The following is a 19007-nucleotide window of genomic DNA, read 5'->3' on the forward strand; positions in this document are numbered from 1 at the left end:
TGCTCAAACCACTTTTTTTGCTGGCTTTATTCAATCCTAGGGAGATTATTCCGATAATTCAAGTATATACAGTTTGGTGTTAACAGTAATGAAAAACCGTTTGAAAACAAAAGAGGATGATTTTCAAAATTGATATGAAGGTACAGGTGAAAGTGGCCCAGTGCTATCTCGTAAAGGAGGTGTAATGATCTCAAATAATGAATTATGAAAAAAAGTTAAAACAAATTAGGCATTACATGGCTGGTTTACTGGCTGTCTGGATGTTCTGTATACATAGTGCGCCTGTTTTTGCGGACAGAGCCTTTAACGATATCGAACATTCCTATGCAGCTGATGCGATTGAGGCCATGGCTGCTCAAGGTTATGTTACGGGTTATCAGGATGGGAGCTTTCGACCTTTACATTTTATCTCGCGTCAGGAATGGGCAAGCATTTTCGCTAAAACCTTAAAGCGAACATCGAATAACAGAGGCGTAACTTCTTTTCAGGATGTGTCACCATGGGCTTTACCTTATGTACAGGCCTTGCAGGAAGAAAGCATTACGAAAGGGATTAGTGATCAATTATTCGGTGCCAAGCACAATATGACTCGTCAGGATATGGCCGTTTGGTATGCCCGGTATTTTGGTGTTACTGATGATACCCGATCAACTGGTATATCCAGTTTTGTGGATCAACCTAATATATCAAATTATGCACAAACGAGCGTATGGATGATGGAACGGTTGGAACTGATTGAGGGGGATACAAATCATTATTTCCACCCTAAAGAGTCTGTGAGTCGGCAGGACGCCACGCTGGTTGCTTATCGGATATGGTTAGGCGGTGACGTTCTGAAAGAACGTGCCAAGCGTTTGCTGGAGTCATTAGGAAATGGAGCTGCGACGCTGCCTCAGACGACCAGCCAACAAGAATCGAAGAAGATTGCGGTCGATTTGACACCGGAAATTAGGCAACAACCTGTGAATTCGGAAATTGAGGAGCCTAAAAGGCATCGCCCAAGGCCTGATTCACCAGTATCTCCGGTGACACCACCGGAGCCGAAACCGGAACCGCCAATCACACCACCGGTGCCTAATCCCAAACCACCAATAATTCCGGTTGACCCATCGGTGATTCCACCGGATCACTCTTCGGATTTTTTGGTCGATGAAGTCGTAATCAAGGCGCAGGAGCTAGTAAATCAACTGGAAACGTACCCTTCGTATCAGCTATCCTTTCAGCTATACAATGAAGGACGACCAGTAAGCATTCCTGCTGCCAGTGTCACAAATGTTACGTACACATTTAGTGATGGGTTAGGTGTTTTTGATGTACAAGGGAAAATCACACATCCCGAGAAAATACCAGCTGTGGACAGCTTCATTCCGGTAGAAATGAAGGTCACCATTGCCAAACCTTATCGGGTTCTTACAGCTCAGACCAAGCTGATCGTAAAAGGGAAGACTCCGCCGGCAGAACCACCGAACGTAATAAGGTCTGTATACTTGGCCACGTATACCATTTCAGAGGCGGCTACTTTAGATCCGGCTGCTTGGAAAATGTCCTACGTATTTCGTAATGCTAAAGGAGAGATTATAGCTCCTGAAATGCTGCCATCAGACTTGATACTTCGGATAAAGGATTCCAGAGGAATATTTGAAGAGGATGGAAAGATTGCCAACCTGCATTTGATTCCAGCAGTGAACTCGGTTATTCCATTAAAAATCACAGTCGAGTCTCCATCCCAAGGGATTCTCTTCACATCCGATGCGGAATTAACGGTAGAACCCGGGGAACGTAAAAAACAATACTTTGCTGTCTCCATCATGCTGCAGGGAAGCGCGACTACCGTAGATCAAATCAAGCAATCTCGTCAATTGCTGATGGATCACTTTGGTCCCAACATTAAAGTGACATGGGCGATGCAAAACGGATTTGTTTTTGTAGAAGCGAATCGGCCGCAGCTTGAACAGGTTCTGGCATTTGTCGATCAGTATGGAGATGAAGTTGGGATTCTGGCGGGGTACCCGAACCAGTCCGAGCCCGGGCTTCCTGTTTGGGAAGCAAAGATGGATGAGTGGCTGTATATGTATCGTTATAATGCATTTAATGAGCTGCACCAATCTGGTTCGATGGGATCACCATCCGTGTTTGAAAGCATGGATACAGACCAATATCGGAAGTATCTGCCGAAATCATTGACCAGCTTTACGGTGAATCCCGAACAGACTCAATGGCTTAAGGATCACTATAGAATTACATCGGCGATGGGATGGTCGGCTACACAATATAATGTCAACGGTATGTATGGTGAGGGCTCACCTTTGATGCCTTACTGGTCCCATAAGGACAATCCGATTGTTCCCGCACAAGGAATTGCTGATAATAGCGGTACCGTATTCATGAACTCGGTTACGATTGATCCAATTGGATCACGCTATACGAAAGATTCCTCACGCTGGACTCTTCATCCGGGTGATCCCTATGTGACGGAGACGGATGCGGCACCACAACTGTATATAGTACAGCAATATTTGGATAACCCTTATCAACGTATAAATACGGTAAACTACTTGTCCATTATTTTGGACATCAACGCACTTGCCAACACCCATAACATGGCTCCAATATGGGAGAACTTTGTGAATCATTTCCCGCTTGATCGCAAGGTCGAGATTGTGGGTGTAGACGGGCTGAAACAGATTTATGAATCGGTAGCAGGAGCCAATAATGATCATACCGAGTTTACGCTCATGTTTAGAGGTTCAGGAATAAAGACAGCTATGGATTCCAATAATTCACCGGCAAATCTGCGCTATTTGTGGACTGAAAATGCCTCACAGCGGATTATTTTAACCAAAGAGGATGGAGATGCGGTATGGTCCATTATTGACTTTACCGATTATACCCGAAAACCGGTTCCGAAGCTTGCTTACAGCCCGGAAAATAGTCACACGGACGTAAGCTATGTCACCGGAAGGAACTTCAAGCTATGTCCAACGGCTCCTTTAACAGCAGATGAAATTCAGCGTGTGAAAGCTCGTTTGAAGGAAATCTATTTCGTGGAAGAAGTGAATTATCAGTAGGCGTTATGAAGTGACAACACTTTTAGGAACTATAGTTTTATGTAAAGAGGGCGCCCCTAGCCATGGAAATGGCATGGAGCGCCCTTTGTTTTTAATAAGGATATTCCGCGCTTTATACCCACTCCACAATCTGATCTACAGGTCGCCGAGTTTTGTCGCGCGGCTCGTTCAGGCGGTATCCAAAAGCCACCATACAAGAAATACCGAAATGCTCGGCATCCATAATGCCTTCTTCGGAGAGGATGCGTTCAATTTCTTGTTTATTAAAACCTTCGATAGGGCAGGAATCAATGCCGATTTGAGCTGCGGCAGTCATCATATTGCCCAGTGCGATATAGGTTTGTCGGCATGCCCACTCGAACATAGCTCTTTCATTTTCCTCAAGCGCAAAATCTGATTTTAGGAAGGCGTCATATACCTTCTCTTTGCCTTGCATCACTTCAGCAGGTAATTGCTGCACGTTTACCATCATATTCTTGATATAATCGGATGAAGCTACCATATCTTTAGGCAATCTGGAGAGAATAAGTACGAAATGGCTTGCTGTTGGCAACTGTTTTGTGGCCCCCCAGGAATAGGGCAGCAGCTTCTCACGCATATCTTTACTTTGGACGACAACAAATTTCCAGGGTTCAAAGCCAAACGAGCTTGGGGATAAACGACCGGTTTCAAGAATAAACTCAAAATCGGAATCGCTAATTTTCTTATGACTATCAAATTCTTTTGTAGCATGTCTGAACTTGTATGCAGCCAAGATTTGATCTTTAGTGGTTGTTAAGGTTTCCATCGTGATTCCACTCCTTATGGTTGTGATTGAAATTGACGCTTACTAAGTGCATGACTAATATTAGAATATACATGACCATTTTTGAAGTACGCACATTAATGTGCTGTAGTATATAAAATGATACCAAGGAGGAGAAGGGCCAATGCGCAATCGGAAAGGCGGTTTTGGTGAATGTACCGCTGGGAATGATCAGGCGTGTCCTGTTGAGTACACGTTGGATGTGATTGGGGGCAAGTGGAAAGGGATTATTTTATACCATCTCATGTATGGGACTAAGCGATTTAGTGATTTTCGGCGGATCTGCCCGGGAATTACCCAGCGTATGCTGACACTCCAATTGCGCGAGCTGGAAGAGGACGGTGTCGTTCATCGTGAAGTCTACCAGCAGGTTCCGCCTAAGGTTGAATACTCTCTCACCGAGTTTGGAGAAACACTCATCCCGATTATTAATCTGATGAAGAATTGGGGAGAAGAATATAAAACAAAACAGCGATCACCGGAAAGCAGCCCTTCAGCAACCTAGCCCCAATTTGTAGGTTTAAGAAGCAGCCGCATCCAAAAGACCTGGCCATCATTTTGGCAGGTCTTTTTATTTTAAAAGTGAAATAATAAAAAGTTCGCTTTGCAGTTGACAGCAAGGATGACGCTTGATATATTTCTTACGATATTGATAATCATTATCATAATGGTATAAGGCTATTACCATATTACATAGGGGGCTAATAGGTTGAGGAAAAAATCGATATTTATGCTGGCTACTTTGATGCTTGTATTGGCTGTATTTATCAGCGCATGCGGCGGAAATAACACTGGAAGTAATCCCGTTTCATCTTCTGGAGATAAGCAAGAATCGGCTTCTACTGGAGAGACGAGAAGCTTTAAAACGGTTAAAGGGGATATTGAGATTCCCGCTAAGCCACAGCGTATTGTAACGGATTTTTACGGCGGAGAACTGCTGTCTGTTGGTGCTAACGTGGTGGGTGTGGAGCCGACTGCGTTTCAAAATCCTTTTCTGACTGATTTGCTAAAGGAAAAAGGAACCAAAGAGGTGGGTGATCCTACCAATTTGGAAAAGACGCTGGAACTCAAACCCGATCTGATCGTGGTTATGAAGGATACGAATTATGAAGCTTTGTCTAAAATTGCACCTACCCTGTATATTCCGTACGGCACCACGACTAATATCTATGATACGGTCAAGCTGTTCGGCGATATCACTGGGGAAAAGGAGAAGGCTGAGCAATTTATTGCCACCTTTGACAAAAAGGCTGCTGAAGGCCGCGCTCGTCTGAAAGGTGTTATTGACGAAAAGGCAACTTTCGGGTTGTATGAGCTGACGGACAAGAACGCACTTTGGATTTTTGGCGACAATGCAGGACGAGGCGGACAAGCCGTATACAATGCGCTCAAACTGAACATGCCGAAGAAGACAGCTAATTCCAAGGAACAAACTGTACAGCTTTCAATGGAGGTACTGCCGCAGTATGACGCAGATTACATGTTCCTGACAACCTATGATCCAGACAAAAAGGGAACCGCGCTTAAGCAACTGAAATCGTCCGCTGTGTGGGGCAATCTGCCTGCGGTGAAGAATAATAGAGTGTTCTTTAATGATTTTGATACGTACTATCGCTATGATCCGATCGCTATTACCGGACAGATTGATATGATTGTGGATATGCTGGTTGAAAGAGAGAAAGAGAATAAAGCTAAAAAATAGGTGAATTTTGTGTTGTAACGAAATGTCGAAGGCAGATAGGAAGTTGCATACTACACGCAGTATATAGCAATAAAAGACCAGTCCAACATAAATCATGTTTGGACTGGTCTTTTATATATTATTTCGTCGTAATTACGATAGTATCTTCTTTTTGTAGCCAATCTACCTTGGCTCCCAGTGTCTCGCTGATGAGCCTCAGTGGAAGATAACCAATACCGTTCACCATGAAGGGCGGATTGGTGCGTTCTACAGATTTACCGTTCACTTTTGTTTGGCTGGTTTTAAAATTAATTTCTAGAGAGACGGGATGGTCTCCCGCCTTGGACTGATTCATTTTCGCTATTTTGCTGTTGAAATCATAAGTGATGTCGGCCCCCAGTTGATCAAAAACAGAACGCAGGGGAATAAACGCCTGCCCATTGCGGGTAATCACACCGTTGCTTAGAGGGACAGGTGTACTGTTGAGACGGACGAGAATCGGCTTTTGTACAGGAACTGGCGTACTATAAAGAAATTCATAATCGCCTATGCCGAGTTGCGCGTGTTTGTTAACACCCCAGCCCCACAGTGCGTCGTTTGCCTTTTGCATGATGACGTGCCGTGGGCCTGCCTTGATGCTTTGAATATTTTGAGCAAGTAATGTAAAAGGGGCATTGGAAGATAATTTTTCGCCATCTAGAGATGCAACATATACATTACCAGCAGTGGTTAGAGCAAGAAGGGAGCGCTCAACGAAAAAGGCGTCTTTAACGTCCTTTACTCCTGTTAGCAGTACAGGGGTATTCGTGTTGTGATAGGTCGTATTGTCTAAGGCACCTGTAACTGTAGCCCCCCAGAACCATAGCCGACCTTGCTGATCAATGGCGAGATTGGAATACCTATTAGCCTTGATTGTCTTGATGCCTGATAAGGCTTGAATTTGCGATACGGATAGCGTTTCGGACGGAGCTGCATTTTTATCAAATTCTTTGGGCCACGTCCACACGGTACCATCCTTTTTTAAGGCTATATTTTTAGTAATTGCCGTAATGTCTTTTAATGGTGAAATAGGTTCGAAGCCCTGTAAGGCTGTTGTGTTTTTCCATACACTGCCGTCTTTCTTAAGAAATATCCAGCGTTCCTCATAATCCGGTCTTTCTTCATAGTAACTGACTATATCGGCAACCTCGTCGATGCCAGACAGAATTTGAAAAGGACTAAAGGTATTTTTATCTTCGAGTTGATCAGCGAGAAATATGCTGCCTTCGTTGGTCAGAGCGAGTACATGATCATTCAAACTACTTACAGCAGCGAGGTTCTGTAGTCCTTCCAGAGGAACAAACTTCACAGATTCAGAAATGTTGTTTCTAGGCACATACCAAGCAGAGTGGTCTTGCAAGGTAAATAGCAGATCACCTTCGTTGATGATATTAGAGAATGTTTTTATTGCGTTTGGCTTACCCTCTACACAAGTCGGTACGGATTGATTATAGCCCCACAGCCACAAGCTTCCATCGGATTGGATCAGACTTCCGGAATCATAGGAGCGAATATGCGATGTAGAATCATTTCCGGCCGCCCACACCCTGGGACTGATCAGTAATATCGTAATTATACTGAGTAATAGACCACGTCTTTTCATACGATTTTCCTCATTTCTTGATCAATGTGTATAAGAGAAAAAGTAATCTTAAAGAATATCCCTAATCCATAGACGAAGAAAGTATAGAAAAGTTTCCCAAATACAATGAATTGCAATAAAATAACCTCCAAACCCAACGAATAGAGATGGATTTGGAGGTTATTTCTGTTAGCAAGTAGGTAGAATATATGGGTTAGCACAGCTAGTGCGTAGTATGAGCTAACTACTTGCGATTCGACTGCGTACGGTCAACAAGGTTTGCTCTTTAATTTGTCCGATTTCACGGAGGAGTGTGGCTGTTTTGGCTTCGTAGGATTGTTTGACATCCAAGTCTTTTAGCGAGGCAAGGTTAATATCAATGGTGAGCAGGGCGGATTGAGCGGCTGCTTCAAACAGAATCGCACCGATGCCCAGATCAGAGATCACATTTTTATTGGATATTTCCACAATATTGTAGGCTTGTGATAGTCCGTCCCGGCATACTTCCAGCAGGCGCATAGGTACTTCAATGGCAGCAATCACAGCTGTTTGTAAGGAATGGGTACGATAGCGCTTTTCTTCGTCTGTTTCTTTGGGCAAACGCAGCGCGGTCATGTACTGTTCAAAGGATTGGATATCTGCGGCCATCAGTTCCTCACAATGCGTAGACAATCTTTCCATACTGCTAATGACTTGCACCATTTGTTCACGGAATTGCGTGTATTTTTCTCCTTGAGAAAGGTTGGCGGTCATGGAGGTCATCGCTGCGCCTAGTGCCGCAGCCAGCGCGGATACACTTCCTCCACCAGGGGTAGGCGCTGCACTTGCAGCTTCTTTCAGAAAATGTCCGATGGACTGGTTCCACGACAGTTCACTCATGAATAAACCACCTCTCTGGAGTAATGTTGCAGATGTATCGCTTTGAGCAAGTTTTTGTACAAAATTGCGGTCGTTAGGGTGCCCACACCACCGGGAACGGGAGAAATGGCATGTACCTTTTCTACAACGTCCTGAGCAGCGTCCCCCACAATTTTACCCTCCAGCGTCTCATTAATTCCTGCATCCACGAGAATCAGACCTGGATGAACCATATCCTGCGTAATCACATCAGGGCATCCGACTGCGACGAAGGCAATGTCTGCATGGCTCAGATGCTCTGCAATATCACGCGTACCTGCATGGCAGGCGGTGACGGTGGCATTTTCTCTTTGCAGCATGTGGAAAAGGGGAAGTCCCACCGTCTGTCCGATGCCGACGAGCGTGACATTTTTGCCTGCCAAGGAGTGGCCGTAATGCTTGAGCAGTTCAATACAGGCTTGAGGTGTAGCGGGGTATAGCCCTGCGTCACCCGTAACGGTAGCCAGCTTGTTATCAGGCGTAATTCCATCAATATCCTTGTAGGGGGCGATGGATTGTTTAATAACGGAGGCGGAAAGATGTTGAGGAAGCGGGAGTTCCAGCATAATGCCATGTACATGGGATGCATCATTTAGGGTGCCGATCAGGTGCAAAAGCTCGGCTTCGCTTACATGACGATTAAAAGTATGGAGATGAAATGAGATGCCCAGCTTCTCTGCTATTTTTTGCTTGGTCCGTGCATAGTATGCAGATGCCGGATCACCCTCTACCAACAGGGTTGCCAGATGGGGACGGTGTCCTTGCTGTTTCATTTGCTCTACTTGGGAACGGATCGTTGCATACACTTGCTCAGCTGCTTCTTTGGATTTCATGATAATAGCCATAGTCCGAGCCTCCTCTGAATTTATCGCATAATGGAATCAACAGGGTGTCATGGTCTTAGAAAACGAAAAAAAGTATTTGCACAAGGTCGTCAAGACAGACGAATCCTCTGCAAATACTTCTCCCAGGCGAACGGTACGCTTGATTGTATGCTCCCTCGTGGTTCATTCCACTGACTTCGCCAGTCACATACAGCGTTATATATCTTATATTTTAACAAAATAACAGCAAAAAAGAAACCCGTGAACATTTGCCAAACAGGTTTGGTTAGTTGTCTATATGACAAATGTCATATACCCGAACTGACGTTTATGACTACAGCAGATACAGCGGTCTCCTTATACTGAGCTTAGATCAACATGTACGCCTGACAGGATTAAGGTATGGGCTGCATTTTAAAGGAGGATCATAATGGGTATGACACAACTCCCGTTAGCTCAATTGAAAAAAAATATGGCTCCCTACGAGAAAATAAACACGAAATCCAGCGTTCTGCAACTGTTCAATACCTTGGGACCGCTGATCTTATTGTGGTATGCCGCTTATCTTAGCCTGGCGGTTTCTTACTGGCTGACGCTTCCCATTACCATTATTGCGGCAGGGTTTGTGGTACGGACGTTTATTATTTTTCACGATTGTGGTCATCAATCTTTTTTCAAAAGTCGCAAGCTGAACGATATTGTGGGAACGATTACAGGTATTATTACGCTCTGCCCTTATCACCAATGGAAAAATAGTCACGCGATCCACCATGCAACCAGCAGTAATCTGGATAAAAGAGGCACAGGTGATATGTGGGTGCTCACGGTAGAAGAGTACACAGCAGCTTCCACATGGACACGGCTGGCCTATCGTATATATCGAAATCCTTGGGTTATGTTCGGCCTAGGTCCAATCTATACTTTTTTGATTTCCTATCGGTTTAATATCAAGACAGCCAAACGTAAGGAAAAAATAAACACCTATGTGACGAATATATCCATTGTTGCATTGTATGCACTGTTGTGCTGGGCTATTGGTTGGCAGGCATTCCTTCTGGTACAGACGCCTATCTTTTTTGTCTCTGGTATGTTGGGAATCTGGCTGTTCTATGTGCAACACCAGTTTGAGGATTCGTATTTTGAGCATGATGAAGAGTGGAGTTATATTAATGCGGCCGTCGAGGGTAGTTCTTACTACAAGCTTCCTAAAGTATTGCAATGGATTACAGGTAATATTGGTTTTCATCATGTTCACCATTTGAGCCCGAAAGTACCAAATTACAATTTGGAGAAAGCGCATGAAGCGACACCGTTGCTGCAAAAGGCGACCACGATTACGGTGAGTAGCAGTCTGGAATCTTTGAAGTTCCGACTATGGGATGAAAGTACAAAGACCTTTCTGACCTTTAAACAAGTAAAGCCGCTGCTTAGCAAACGTGTTGGCACTTCAAAGCCAATCCCTACGCCTGTTGTAGGCACGGAACGAAAATAACGTTGTACGGAAATTGGTATGATAAAATAAGGGGTATCTAAAGTAGAAAAGGGTGGCAGGATGCAAAAGTGGTATCAGATTTTCCAAAGAAATACGGGACTTAGCCCTTATGTGTGGGTTGTCTTTTATATCCTGCCCTTTTATTATTTTAGTTCTTCATCTACAAGTCATATTATTCTGGGAACTGCTATTATTTTGGTGTTTTTTGCTTGTTATGTACTGGCTTTTGTCTCTCAAGGCTGGCTCATATACTTTTGGACCAGTGTGCAGATTGCTATATCGATTACGATGACGCTGCTATTTAGCTATATGTACTTTTCCATATTTATCGCTTATCTGATTGGTAATATGAAAAGTAAGGCTGCATTTACGACGCTGTATATTATTTTAATGGTGATTACGATTGGATTAATTAATTATGGGTTTGTTTCTCAAAATCCTGTATTCATTAAGCAGATTCCTTTTATCCTGCTCAATCTGATTGGTGTGATCCTCCTGCCGATTACGAACTTTAATCGCAACAAAAGTGATCGGCTTCAGGTCCAATTGGAGGATGCCAATAAAAAAATATCGGAATTGATTAAGTTGGAGGAACGGCAAAGAATCGCGCGTGACCTGCACGATACCTTGGGTCAGAAGCTGTCACTCATTGGACTGAAGAGCGATTTGGCGGGCAAGCTGCTGGACCAGTACCCGGAACGGGCTCATGCCGAAATTAACGATGTTCGTCTTACGGCGAGAAGTGCGTTAAAAGAAGTACGAGAAATGGTTACTCAAATGCGCGGCATGAGACTAGAGGATGAACTGCTGCGTATTCGGCAAATTTTAAAGGCTGCTCACATCGAACTGACCTTGGAGGGCGACCCGAAGCTGGAGCATACGTCATTAATGAATGAAAATGTGCTGAGTATGTGTATGAAGGAAGCCGTAACCAATGTAGTGAAACACAGTGGAGCTACCGCTTGCTCCATCACCATTGAGCCGTCTCGTAAGGAATTGACCCTGCGGATTCAGGATAATGGAGTTGGTATTATGGGAGAAAATGCAGTCTTTCGGGGACATGGTCTGCAAGGCATGAAGGAAAGGCTCGAATTCGTGAACGGATGTATGGAACTGCGTTCAGATCAGGGAACGACCCTGGTCATTAAAGTGCCTAACATCACTGAAAAGCCGAATGAGGAGGTGGGGCCATGATTCGAATCGTCATCGCAGAAGACCAGCGTATGCTGCTGGGTGCTCTAGCCTCCCTGTTGGACTTGGAAGAAGACATGAAAGTAGTCGGAAAAGCAAGCAACGGGGAAGAAGCTATAGAACTGGTGAAGCTGCATCAGCCAGACATATGCATTATGGACATCGAAATGCCGATCAAGAGCGGATTGGATGCGGCAGAGGAACTCAAAGGCTTGAATTGCAAGGTGCTTATTTTAACAACGTTTGCTCGCCCCGGGTATTTTGAACGAGCGATTAAGGCGGGCACACACGGTTATTTACTCAAGGATAGTCCCAGTGAAGAACTGGCTTCCTCCATTCGCAGTATTATGGCAGGTCGGCGTATTTACGCTCCAGAACTGGTTGATGATGCTTATGCCGAGGTCAACCCGCTGACTGAGCGTGAAAAGACCGTTTTGGCGCTTATTGCTGACGGAAAGAACACCAAAGAAATTGCTGGTGAACTGTATTTAACAACAGGGACAGTGCGGAATTATATTTCAGTCATTCTCGATAAGCTGGGTGTCAGCAACCGGATTGAGGCCATTACACGTTTTAATGAAAAAGGTTGGTTTAAATGAGAGACAGACAAAATATTAAGCAGGACAGGGCGCTATGAAACCAAACATAGCTGCTCTGTTTTTTTGTTTTATCCATAGATTTGTTATGCCTCTAGCGTACTTCCTTGTGATACAATAGGATAGTTGTCCACAGGATGGACCTGGAGTACAAGGAGGAGCAGAACCGCATGAAACAAGCCCCGTTTATAGCCGTTGAAGGGCCGATTGGAGCCGGCAAGACGACGTTGGCTTCGATGCTTTCAACCGAGCTACATTTGCCGATGATCAAAGAGATTGTCGAGGAAAACCCGTTTCTCGATAAATTCTATCAAAATATAGATGAGTGGAGCTTTCAGCTGGAAATGTTCTTTCTCTGCAATCGGTATAAGCAGCTAGAGGATACTGGCCTGCAATATATCGAGAAAGCTCAGCCTGTGATTTCAGATTACCATATCTATAAAAATCTGATTTTTGCTGAACGTACACTTAAAGGTGTAAAACTCGAAAAATATCGCCAAATCTATCATTTGCTCACCGATGATATGCCTAAGCCGGACATTATCGTTTATATTAGAGCAGATTTGGATACGTTGCTGAGCAGAATCCGTAAGCGCGGACGCTCCTTTGAACAGGAGATGGACCCTGCCTATCTGGAGCAATTAATTACGGATTATGATAAAGGCATTCAGTTTCTCGCCGAACAGTCACCTGCCCCGCGTATATTGACCGTGAACGGGAATGAAATTGATTTTGTAGAAAACCAGGCACAATTTGAACAAATTGTTTCCGATGTAAAGGAGCTTATATAGTGAATAATTACAACATTCCTGCAAATGCCCTGATTACGGTAGCGGGTACGGTAGGTGTAGGTAAATCCACGTTAACAGGTGCTTTGGCCAGTCGTCTTGGTTTTAAAACCTCGTTAGAGCAAGTCGATCATAATCCGTATCTGGAGAAATTTTATCACGACTTCGAACGATGGAGCTTTCATCTGCAAATCTATTTTCTCGCGGAACGCTTCAAGGAGCAAAAGAACATTTTCTTGTCTGGTGGAGGTTTTGTGCAGGATCGTTCCATTTATGAGGATACAGGCATTTTTGCGAAAATGCATGCTGATCAGGGAACAATGAACCCTACCGATTACGAAACATATACTAGCCTGTTTGAGGCGATGGTCATGACCCCGTTCTTTCCGCACCCTGATGTGCTGATCTATCTGGAAGGCAGCTTGCCCTCCATACTGAGTCGGATCGAAGAACGCGGTCGCGAAATGGAGATTCAGACCGAGCGATCCTATTGGGAGCAAATGCATCGCAGATATTCCAATTGGATCAACGAATTTGATGCCTGTCCTGTACTGCGTCTAAACATTGATGAGTACGATGTACATGACCCTGCCTCCATGGATGCCATTTTGACAGAAGTGGGCAAGGTAATCTCCACAAAGTAGAGATATAACCCCAAAAAGCATACAAGGACTGTGGTACAATCAGTATAAATTAAGCTGATAGACCGCAGTCTTTTTTAATATGTGGAAGTATGAGGGATGACAGGCAGTATAGTGGACAAGTCTTGGCTGGAATGCGAGAATAGGAACATATATTAATTGTAATGACTCACGGGAAAGGATGGGATACTGTGATGCGTTTTGGTATCGTTGGAACGAACTGGATAACGGAAAGATTTATTCAAGCTGCGATAGAGACAGACGAATTTTCCCTGACTGCGGTGTACTCACGAACAGAGGAGAAAGGCCAAGCCTTTGCTGATAAATATAGCAGCCAGCCGGAGGTTTTTACAGATCTGGCGCAAATGGCTGCAAGTGATCAGGTTGATGCCGTATACATTGCCAGTCCTAATTCCTTACATGCAGAGCAAGCGATCTTATGTATGAACCATGGAAAGCATGTGCTGTGTGAGAAGCCTTTTGCTTCTAATGCAGCAGAGGTGCAGAGCATGATCGAAGCCGCGCGCAACAACGATGTTCTGTTGATGGAGGCTGTTAAATCCACGCTTATGCCCAACTTTAAAATTATAAAGGATCATATGTATAAAATAGGCCGGGTTCGGCGTTATTTTGCAAGTTACTGTCAATACTCTTCACGCTTTGATGCTTTTAAGCAGGGTAAGGTGCTGAATGCCTTTAATCCGGCTTTTTCAAATGGTTCCTTGATGGATCTGGGAGTGTATTGTTTGTATCCGATGGTGGCATTGTTCGGCAAACCGGATGAGATCCGAGCGGTGGGTGTGCTGTTATCCTCTGGTGTGGACGGCGAGGGCAGCATCGTGATGAAGTATCCGGATATGGATGCGATCGTCATGCATTCCAAAATTACAGATTCCTATTTGCCTGCCGAAATTCAGGGTGAGTATGGAACGATGGTAATCGACAAAATCAGCCAGCCCTATGAGGTGAAAATTCATTATCGGGACGGCACGATTGAGGATTTGACCAAGGCTCAGACGCGTGAGCCCATGTATTATGAAATTCGGGAATTTATGGATCTGATCAAGAGTGGGGAACGCAACAGTTCTATTAACTCTTTGGAGTGTTCACTGGCAGTCGCTGAAGTGATGGAGGAGGCAAGACAACAATTTGGCCTTCGTTATGAAGCGGATTTGAAAAATACTTCTGCGCATTAGTTGGCTAGTGATTTAATAAAACCTTAATGATTTTCGAAGACTCGCCACTGTTTCTTATATGGGGTGAGTCTAATACTATATGTAAATAGCACCTAGAACAGGAATAAGGGCTCCCGGTTTAGCAAATTTTGCAAACATCCGGGGCCTTTTTTAGTTTATATACCTATTCTCATTTTTTACAAAGTACTATATTTCCAAAGACAACGTATTAACAATTGATTGTTATGATCATGTTTATAACTTTTACATATTAACTGCACAGAGGAGTGTACACATGTTTAAGAAGTTTCAAAAATGGTCAGCAACATCTATGTCTGTTGCTCTTGCACTAGGTTTGATTACTGGCATGTCAGCTTTGCCTGTTCATGCTGAGTCACCAGTGAACACAGATCAAGGTATTAGTAAAGTTACAGCTACATTTTATGGAGACACCAAAGCCTCCAAAGGATTTACCTGGTATACCTCAAAACTTTTCACGAAGAGCACGGTTCAAGTAACCAAGAAAACCGCTTCTGAAGCTGATTTTACGAGTGCTCTTACATTTGAAGGTACTTCCTCTCCATCGACCAATTCTGCAGAAGAGCTTGTCCATAAAGCCGTAGCTACAGGTCTTCAAGCGGACACAGCTTATTATTATCGTGTGGGTGATGCAGCGCGTGGGATATGGAGCGAAACAGGTACGTTTCAAACAGCTCCTAAGAGCGGTGAATTTACCTTCATTGATCTAGCTGATACACAAGCAAAAAGCGAAGATGAAGCCATATTGTCTTCACAGACGCTCGAAAAAGCACTTCAAACCGTAAATCATGCTCAGTTTGTAGTCCACAACGGGGATATCGTAGATACCGGTACCAAAGAAGAGCAGTGGAACTGGTTGTTGGGGCATTCACAAAAAAGCCTTTTGAATACAACCATTGTTCCTTCAGCAGGTAATCATGAGGATGAGAACTATGCTTTTTATGATCACTTTAATATTAACCAACCAGCTGGTTCAGCTACTAAAACAGGAGCGTACTACTCCTTTGATTACAGCAATGCTCACTTTATCGTACTGAACTCCAATGAGGACTCAGAGAAATATGCCAATTTTTCTGAAGACCAAGTCGAATGGTTAAAGAAAGATGCTGCGGCAGCCAAAAAGGCAGGTGCAAAGTGGATCATTGTGAATATTCATAAAGGTCCTTACACTACCTCTAACCATGCAACAGATGCTGACATCATGGATAACAATGGAGTTCGTAACCAAATCGCTCCACTCATGGACAAACTTGATATCGACTTTGTCGTGCAGGGGCATGATCATATTTATGCTCGGACGAAACCAATCAACCAAGAGGGTAAAGCAACAACGCCAACCAAATTAAAAGATAGATTAAATGAAAAGACGATTGAATATAGTGTGAATCCGGATGGAAGTATCTATGTCATTCCGGCAACCGCTGGCCCCAAGGTCTACTACAAAAACCCAAGTGAAAAACTTGGAGATAAGTATTATAATCTTTTTGAACTAGCTGAAGAGAATCATGCGGCAGTTTATGGCCCAGATCCGAGTGACAATCGTAGACCTGTACGAGGACAGGTACAAAATTTTGTGGGCATCACCGTAGACGAAAATAAACTTACAGCCGTAACGTATGAAATTGATCAAAACAAAAATGATGCCAAACCTTTTATTGTGGATCAGTTCGGGATTATCAAAAATTATTAGTATATTTTGATTCAATGGTTTCCAAATGGTCTCTAAATGATCATACAAGGATATCCTACAGTCTGTTTGGCTGCAAGGATATCCTTTTTCATTTCCTTATAGGGCCGGGACTTTCTTATAGAGAGACATCTGAAGTGGTGCTTGTAATACTTACGCCCTGTTCGGAAGCGGGTACATCGTACATAATGCTATTAACAGATCCAAAGTTTAAAAGTAGAGTATTCAATTTTACATAGATAATTTTTTTGCAAAATAAGGGAGGATACAACGATGGCTTATCAAGAAATGAATGGAGTACGCGTATGGGGAGCACCTGATCCGGGGGCACTATCTCAAGCCCGCACATGTGCCGAAAATGGCAATGTGATTCAGGCGCTGCTGATGGCAGATCATCATAAAGGCTACAGTCAGCCGATTGGTGGTGTGGTGGTATATGACGGACAAATTTCACCTTCAGGTGTGGGGTATGATATCGGCTGTGGAAATAAGGCGGTAAGAACCAAGCTGTCTGCAGCAGATATTATGCCGCGTATTTCAACCGTGATGAATGAGATTGCACATCAGATTTCGTTTGGCGTAGGTCGTGTGAATGAGGTTCAGGTAGACCATGAGCTGTTCGATGACCCGGATTGGGCGGTATATGCAGCGATTGGAAAACAAGAGCATAATAAACTGAAGACCTTGGCGAGAGAACAACTGGGTACAGTAGGAAGTGGTAATCATTTTGTTGATGTATTTGTGGAGGAAGCGACAGGACAGGTCTGGGTTGCCAATCATTTCGGTAGCCGTGGCTTTGGACACAAAACAGCAAGCGGGTTTCTAAATTTGGCCGCAGGACGGGAGTTCCTCGGAAAGGCGCCAGGAGAACATATGGATCAGCCGCCTGTGCTGCTGGATATGAACAGTGAGCTGGGGGACATGTACTACCGTGCGATGCGCCTTGCCGGACGTTATGCGTATGCCGGACGTGACTATGTGATAGAACAAGTGCTTGGTATTATGGGGACTGAAGCGGACTTTACGGTGCATAACCACCATAATTACGCGTGGAAAGAACAGCATGATGGACGCGACACCATTGTGGTCCGCAAAGGTGCAACCCCCTCGGCCCCTGGTCAAATGGGCTTCATTGGAGGAAGCATGGGCGATATCTCGGTGATTGTACGTGGAAAAGATTCGATAGAAAATCGGGATTCCTACTATAGTACAGTTCATGGCGCAGGGCGTATTATGAGTCGTACCCAGGCAGCTGGTAAAATGAATTGGAAAACCCGTACGCGTAGCGGTGGGCAGATTACGGACCTACAGATGAAGGAGGCCGTTCGAAACTACGGTGTCGAGCTGCGCGGAGCAGGTACTGATGAAAGCCCGTTCGTCTACCGTAAACTGCGTGAGGTGCTGGACGCTCATTCCGAGACCGTGGAAGTTATGCATGTGCTGAAGCCGATCGGGGTATGCATGGCTGGGGCCAATGAGGTTGACCCTTATAAGGATTAATGAAATGATTTAACAATAAAAAGGGACTATACCCGACAGGAATGATCATTCGTCGGGCGTAGTCCTTCTGAGTTATGTGGTGCCTCTCAATCTTACAGTTGATCAGCAAAAAGCTGTTCTTTAATATAAGCGACAGGCATATCTTGTCCTGTCCATAATTCGAAGGCAAGTGCGCCCTGCCACAGCATCATGCCCAGACCGTTAATGGCGGTTGCACCTACAGACTCAGCTTGTTCCATCAGCTTGGATTTGGCTGGGCTGTATACTACATCGGTCACGATCAGATCGGAACGAAGCATGGACACATCTTCAATGACACTTTTACCTTCCAGCGGTTTCATACCCACACCTGTTCCGTTAGCGAAAATATGACTTGTAAGAATCTCTTCACGCAGCTTCTCTTGATTCTCTAATGCATAGATATTCGCCTTGACCTGGGCATGTTTCATCTCTTCATTAATAATACGAACATTCTCTTCCGCCCGGGCAAAGAATTGGTCATTACGAGCAAAAATCGAAATTTCAGCAAGACCAGCTCGAGCGGCTTCAATAGCAATTGGCGTTGCAGCACCGCCTGAGCCGACGAGTGTCATTTTCTTACCTTTCAGATCAATGCCGTGCTCCTGCAAGTTACGAACATAACCAGATCCATCTGTACTGTAGCCCTTCAGCTTACCATCCGTATTCACGACGGTATTGACAGCACCTGTAAATTTAGCGCTGTCGTCCAGCTCGTCAAGGTACTGTAAGATCGCTGTTTTGTTAGGCATGGACACGTTGTAGCCGCGTATGTTTAGAGCGCGCATTCCCCGTACTACTTCTTCGAGTTGTTCATTGCCTACTTCAAAGGCCATATATGCGTTGTTCAGCCCCAGTTTTTCAAACGCAAGATTATGCATAGCCGGGGACAAAGAATGTCCGATCGGTGTAGCAAGCAGTCCGATTAATTGTGTTCTTCCGTCAATACGTCCAGCATTTTTCATAATAAGCCTCCAAGTGATC

The 19007-nt window shown here is 44.4% G+C and carries 16 protein-coding genes and 1 riboswitch; of the genes, 11 read left to right on the top strand and 5 right to left on the bottom strand.

All coding sequences use genetic code 11. From position 1 onward, the window contains the following. Positions 1-197: 197 nt before the first annotated feature. The gene (locus tag ACH59B_RS04670) at positions 198-3068 is read left to right on the top strand and encodes an S-layer homology domain-containing protein (RefSeq protein WP_016819844.1); all 2871 of its coding nucleotides are present in this window, start codon (positions 198-200) and stop codon (positions 3066-3068) included. Positions 3069-3180: 112 nt separating this feature from the next. On the opposite strand, the gene ACH59B_RS04675 is transcribed toward ACH59B_RS04670, so the two are convergent. Further along, positions 3181-3855: an NAD(P)H-dependent oxidoreductase gene (locus tag ACH59B_RS04675; protein ID WP_016819845.1), complete on the bottom strand. Its 675-nt coding sequence runs from the start codon at positions 3853-3855 to the stop codon at positions 3181-3183. Between the two features lie 142 nt (positions 3856-3997). Between ACH59B_RS04675 and ACH59B_RS04680 the strand changes: the two genes are divergently transcribed. Then, positions 3998-4378 carry a helix-turn-helix domain-containing protein gene (locus ACH59B_RS04680; RefSeq protein WP_029514340.1) on the top strand — a complete coding sequence of 127 codons (381 nt, stop codon included), beginning with the start codon at positions 3998-4000 and terminating at the stop codon, positions 4376-4378. 204 nt (positions 4379-4582) lie between these two features. Then, positions 4583-5575: an ABC transporter substrate-binding protein gene (locus tag ACH59B_RS04685; RefSeq protein WP_016819846.1), complete on the top strand. Its 993-nt coding sequence runs from the start codon at positions 4583-4585 to the stop codon at positions 5573-5575. 118 nt (positions 5576-5693) lie between these two features. On the opposite strand, the gene ACH59B_RS04690 is transcribed toward ACH59B_RS04685, so the two are convergent. From ACH59B_RS04690 to ACH59B_RS04700, 3 genes are all read right to left on the bottom strand, one after another. Continuing rightward, entirely contained in the window at positions 5694-7196 is a 1503-nt protein-coding gene (locus ACH59B_RS04690) for a stalk domain-containing protein (RefSeq protein WP_404303410.1), read from the bottom strand. A gap of 219 nt (positions 7197-7415) precedes the next feature. Next, positions 7416-8054, bottom strand: coding sequence for a cyclodeaminase/cyclohydrolase family protein (locus ACH59B_RS04695; RefSeq protein ID WP_102998739.1), 639 nt, complete (start codon positions 8052-8054; stop codon positions 7416-7418). Further along, positions 8051-8917: a bifunctional 5,10-methylenetetrahydrofolate dehydrogenase/5,10-methenyltetrahydrofolate cyclohydrolase gene (locus ACH59B_RS04700; protein ID WP_019686224.1), complete on the bottom strand. Its 867-nt coding sequence runs from the start codon at positions 8915-8917 to the stop codon at positions 8051-8053. Before ACH59B_RS04700 ends, ACH59B_RS04695 begins: the two co-directional genes overlap by 4 nt. 113 nt (positions 8918-9030) lie before the next feature. Further along, positions 9031-9114, bottom strand: a riboswitch (ZMP/ZTP riboswitch). Between the two features lie 212 nt (positions 9115-9326). Here ACH59B_RS04700 and ACH59B_RS04705 point away from each other — a divergent pair. The 8 genes from ACH59B_RS04705 to ACH59B_RS04740 all read left to right on the top strand — a co-directional run bounded on the left by ACH59B_RS04705 (position 9327) and on the right by ACH59B_RS04740 (position 18005). Beyond that, complete coding sequence (locus ACH59B_RS04705; protein ID WP_117288388.1) at positions 9327-10388, top strand: fatty acid desaturase; 1062 nt, start codon at positions 9327-9329, stop codon at positions 10386-10388. Positions 10389-10448: 60 nt separating this feature from the next. Further along, positions 10449-11582, top strand: coding sequence for a sensor histidine kinase (locus ACH59B_RS04710; RefSeq protein WP_016819851.1), 1134 nt, complete (start codon positions 10449-10451; stop codon positions 11580-11582). Further along, positions 11579-12178: a response regulator transcription factor gene (locus ACH59B_RS04715; RefSeq protein WP_017426246.1), complete on the top strand. Its 600-nt coding sequence runs from the start codon at positions 11579-11581 to the stop codon at positions 12176-12178. Before ACH59B_RS04710 ends, ACH59B_RS04715 begins: the two co-directional genes overlap by 4 nt. 167 nt (positions 12179-12345) lie before the next feature. Then, positions 12346-12966 carry a deoxynucleoside kinase gene (locus ACH59B_RS04720; RefSeq protein ID WP_016819853.1) on the top strand — a complete coding sequence of 207 codons (621 nt, stop codon included), beginning with the start codon at positions 12346-12348 and terminating at the stop codon, positions 12964-12966. Next, positions 12966-13607, top strand: a complete 642-nt coding sequence (locus ACH59B_RS04725; RefSeq protein WP_017426248.1) for a deoxynucleoside kinase — start codon at positions 12966-12968, stop codon at positions 13605-13607. Before ACH59B_RS04720 ends, ACH59B_RS04725 begins: the two co-directional genes overlap by 1 nt. A gap of 191 nt (positions 13608-13798) precedes the next feature. Beyond that, complete coding sequence (locus tag ACH59B_RS04730) at positions 13799-14800, top strand: Gfo/Idh/MocA family protein (RefSeq protein ID WP_031462935.1); 1002 nt, start codon at positions 13799-13801, stop codon at positions 14798-14800. Positions 14801-15074: 274 nt separating this feature from the next. Beyond that, positions 15075-16508 (top strand): metallophosphoesterase, encoded by a 1434-nt coding sequence (locus ACH59B_RS04735; RefSeq protein WP_404303413.1) that lies wholly within the window; start codon positions 15075-15077, stop codon positions 16506-16508. 270 nt (positions 16509-16778) lie between these two features. Next, entirely contained in the window at positions 16779-18005 is a 1227-nt protein-coding gene (locus ACH59B_RS04740) for an RtcB family protein (RefSeq protein ID WP_117288396.1), read from the top strand. Between the two features lie 92 nt (positions 18006-18097). Here ACH59B_RS04740 and ACH59B_RS04745 read toward each other — a convergent pair whose 3' ends face one another. Continuing rightward, a complete protein-coding gene (locus ACH59B_RS04745) occupies positions 18098-18988 on the bottom strand; it encodes a shikimate dehydrogenase (RefSeq protein WP_117288398.1) in 891 nt (296 codons plus the stop codon). Positions 18989-19007: the final 19 nt, after the last annotated feature.

It is taken from the genome of Paenibacillus sp. DP01, assembly GCF_044784315.1.
Lineage (GTDB): Bacteria > Bacillota > Bacilli > Paenibacillales > Paenibacillaceae > Paenibacillus > Paenibacillus polymyxa.

Coding starts and splice junctions, on each gene's coding strand:
- ACH59B_RS04670 (WP_016819844.1), top strand. CDS start 198: ATGAATTATGAAAAAAAGTTAAAACAAATTAGGCATTACATGGCTGGT.
- ACH59B_RS04675 (WP_016819845.1), bottom strand. CDS start 3,855: ATGGAAACCTTAACAACCACTAAAGATCAAATCTTGGCTGCATACAAG.
- ACH59B_RS04680 (WP_029514340.1), top strand. CDS start 3,998: ATGCGCAATCGGAAAGGCGGTTTTGGTGAATGTACCGCTGGGAATGAT.
- ACH59B_RS04690 (WP_404303410.1), bottom strand. CDS start 7,196: ATGAAAAGACGTGGTCTATTACTCAGTATAATTACGATATTACTGATC.
- ACH59B_RS04695 (WP_102998739.1), bottom strand. CDS start 8,054: ATGAGTGAACTGTCGTGGAACCAGTCCATCGGACATTTTCTGAAAGAA.
- ACH59B_RS04700 (WP_019686224.1), bottom strand. CDS start 8,917: ATGGCTATTATCATGAAATCCAAAGAAGCAGCTGAGCAAGTGTATGCA.
- ACH59B_RS04705 (WP_117288388.1), top strand. CDS start 9,327: ATGGGTATGACACAACTCCCGTTAGCTCAATTGAAAAAAAATATGGCT.
- ACH59B_RS04710 (WP_016819851.1), top strand. CDS start 10,449: ATGCAAAAGTGGTATCAGATTTTCCAAAGAAATACGGGACTTAGCCCT.
- ACH59B_RS04715 (WP_017426246.1), top strand. CDS start 11,579: ATGATTCGAATCGTCATCGCAGAAGACCAGCGTATGCTGCTGGGTGCT.
- ACH59B_RS04720 (WP_016819853.1), top strand. CDS start 12,346: ATGAAACAAGCCCCGTTTATAGCCGTTGAAGGGCCGATTGGAGCCGGC.
- ACH59B_RS04730 (WP_031462935.1), top strand. CDS start 13,799: ATGCGTTTTGGTATCGTTGGAACGAACTGGATAACGGAAAGATTTATT.
- ACH59B_RS04735 (WP_404303413.1), top strand. CDS start 15,075: ATGTTTAAGAAGTTTCAAAAATGGTCAGCAACATCTATGTCTGTTGCT.
- ACH59B_RS04740 (WP_117288396.1), top strand. CDS start 16,779: ATGGCTTATCAAGAAATGAATGGAGTACGCGTATGGGGAGCACCTGAT.
- ACH59B_RS04745 (WP_117288398.1), bottom strand. CDS start 18,988: ATGAAAAATGCTGGACGTATTGACGGAAGAACACAATTAATCGGACTG.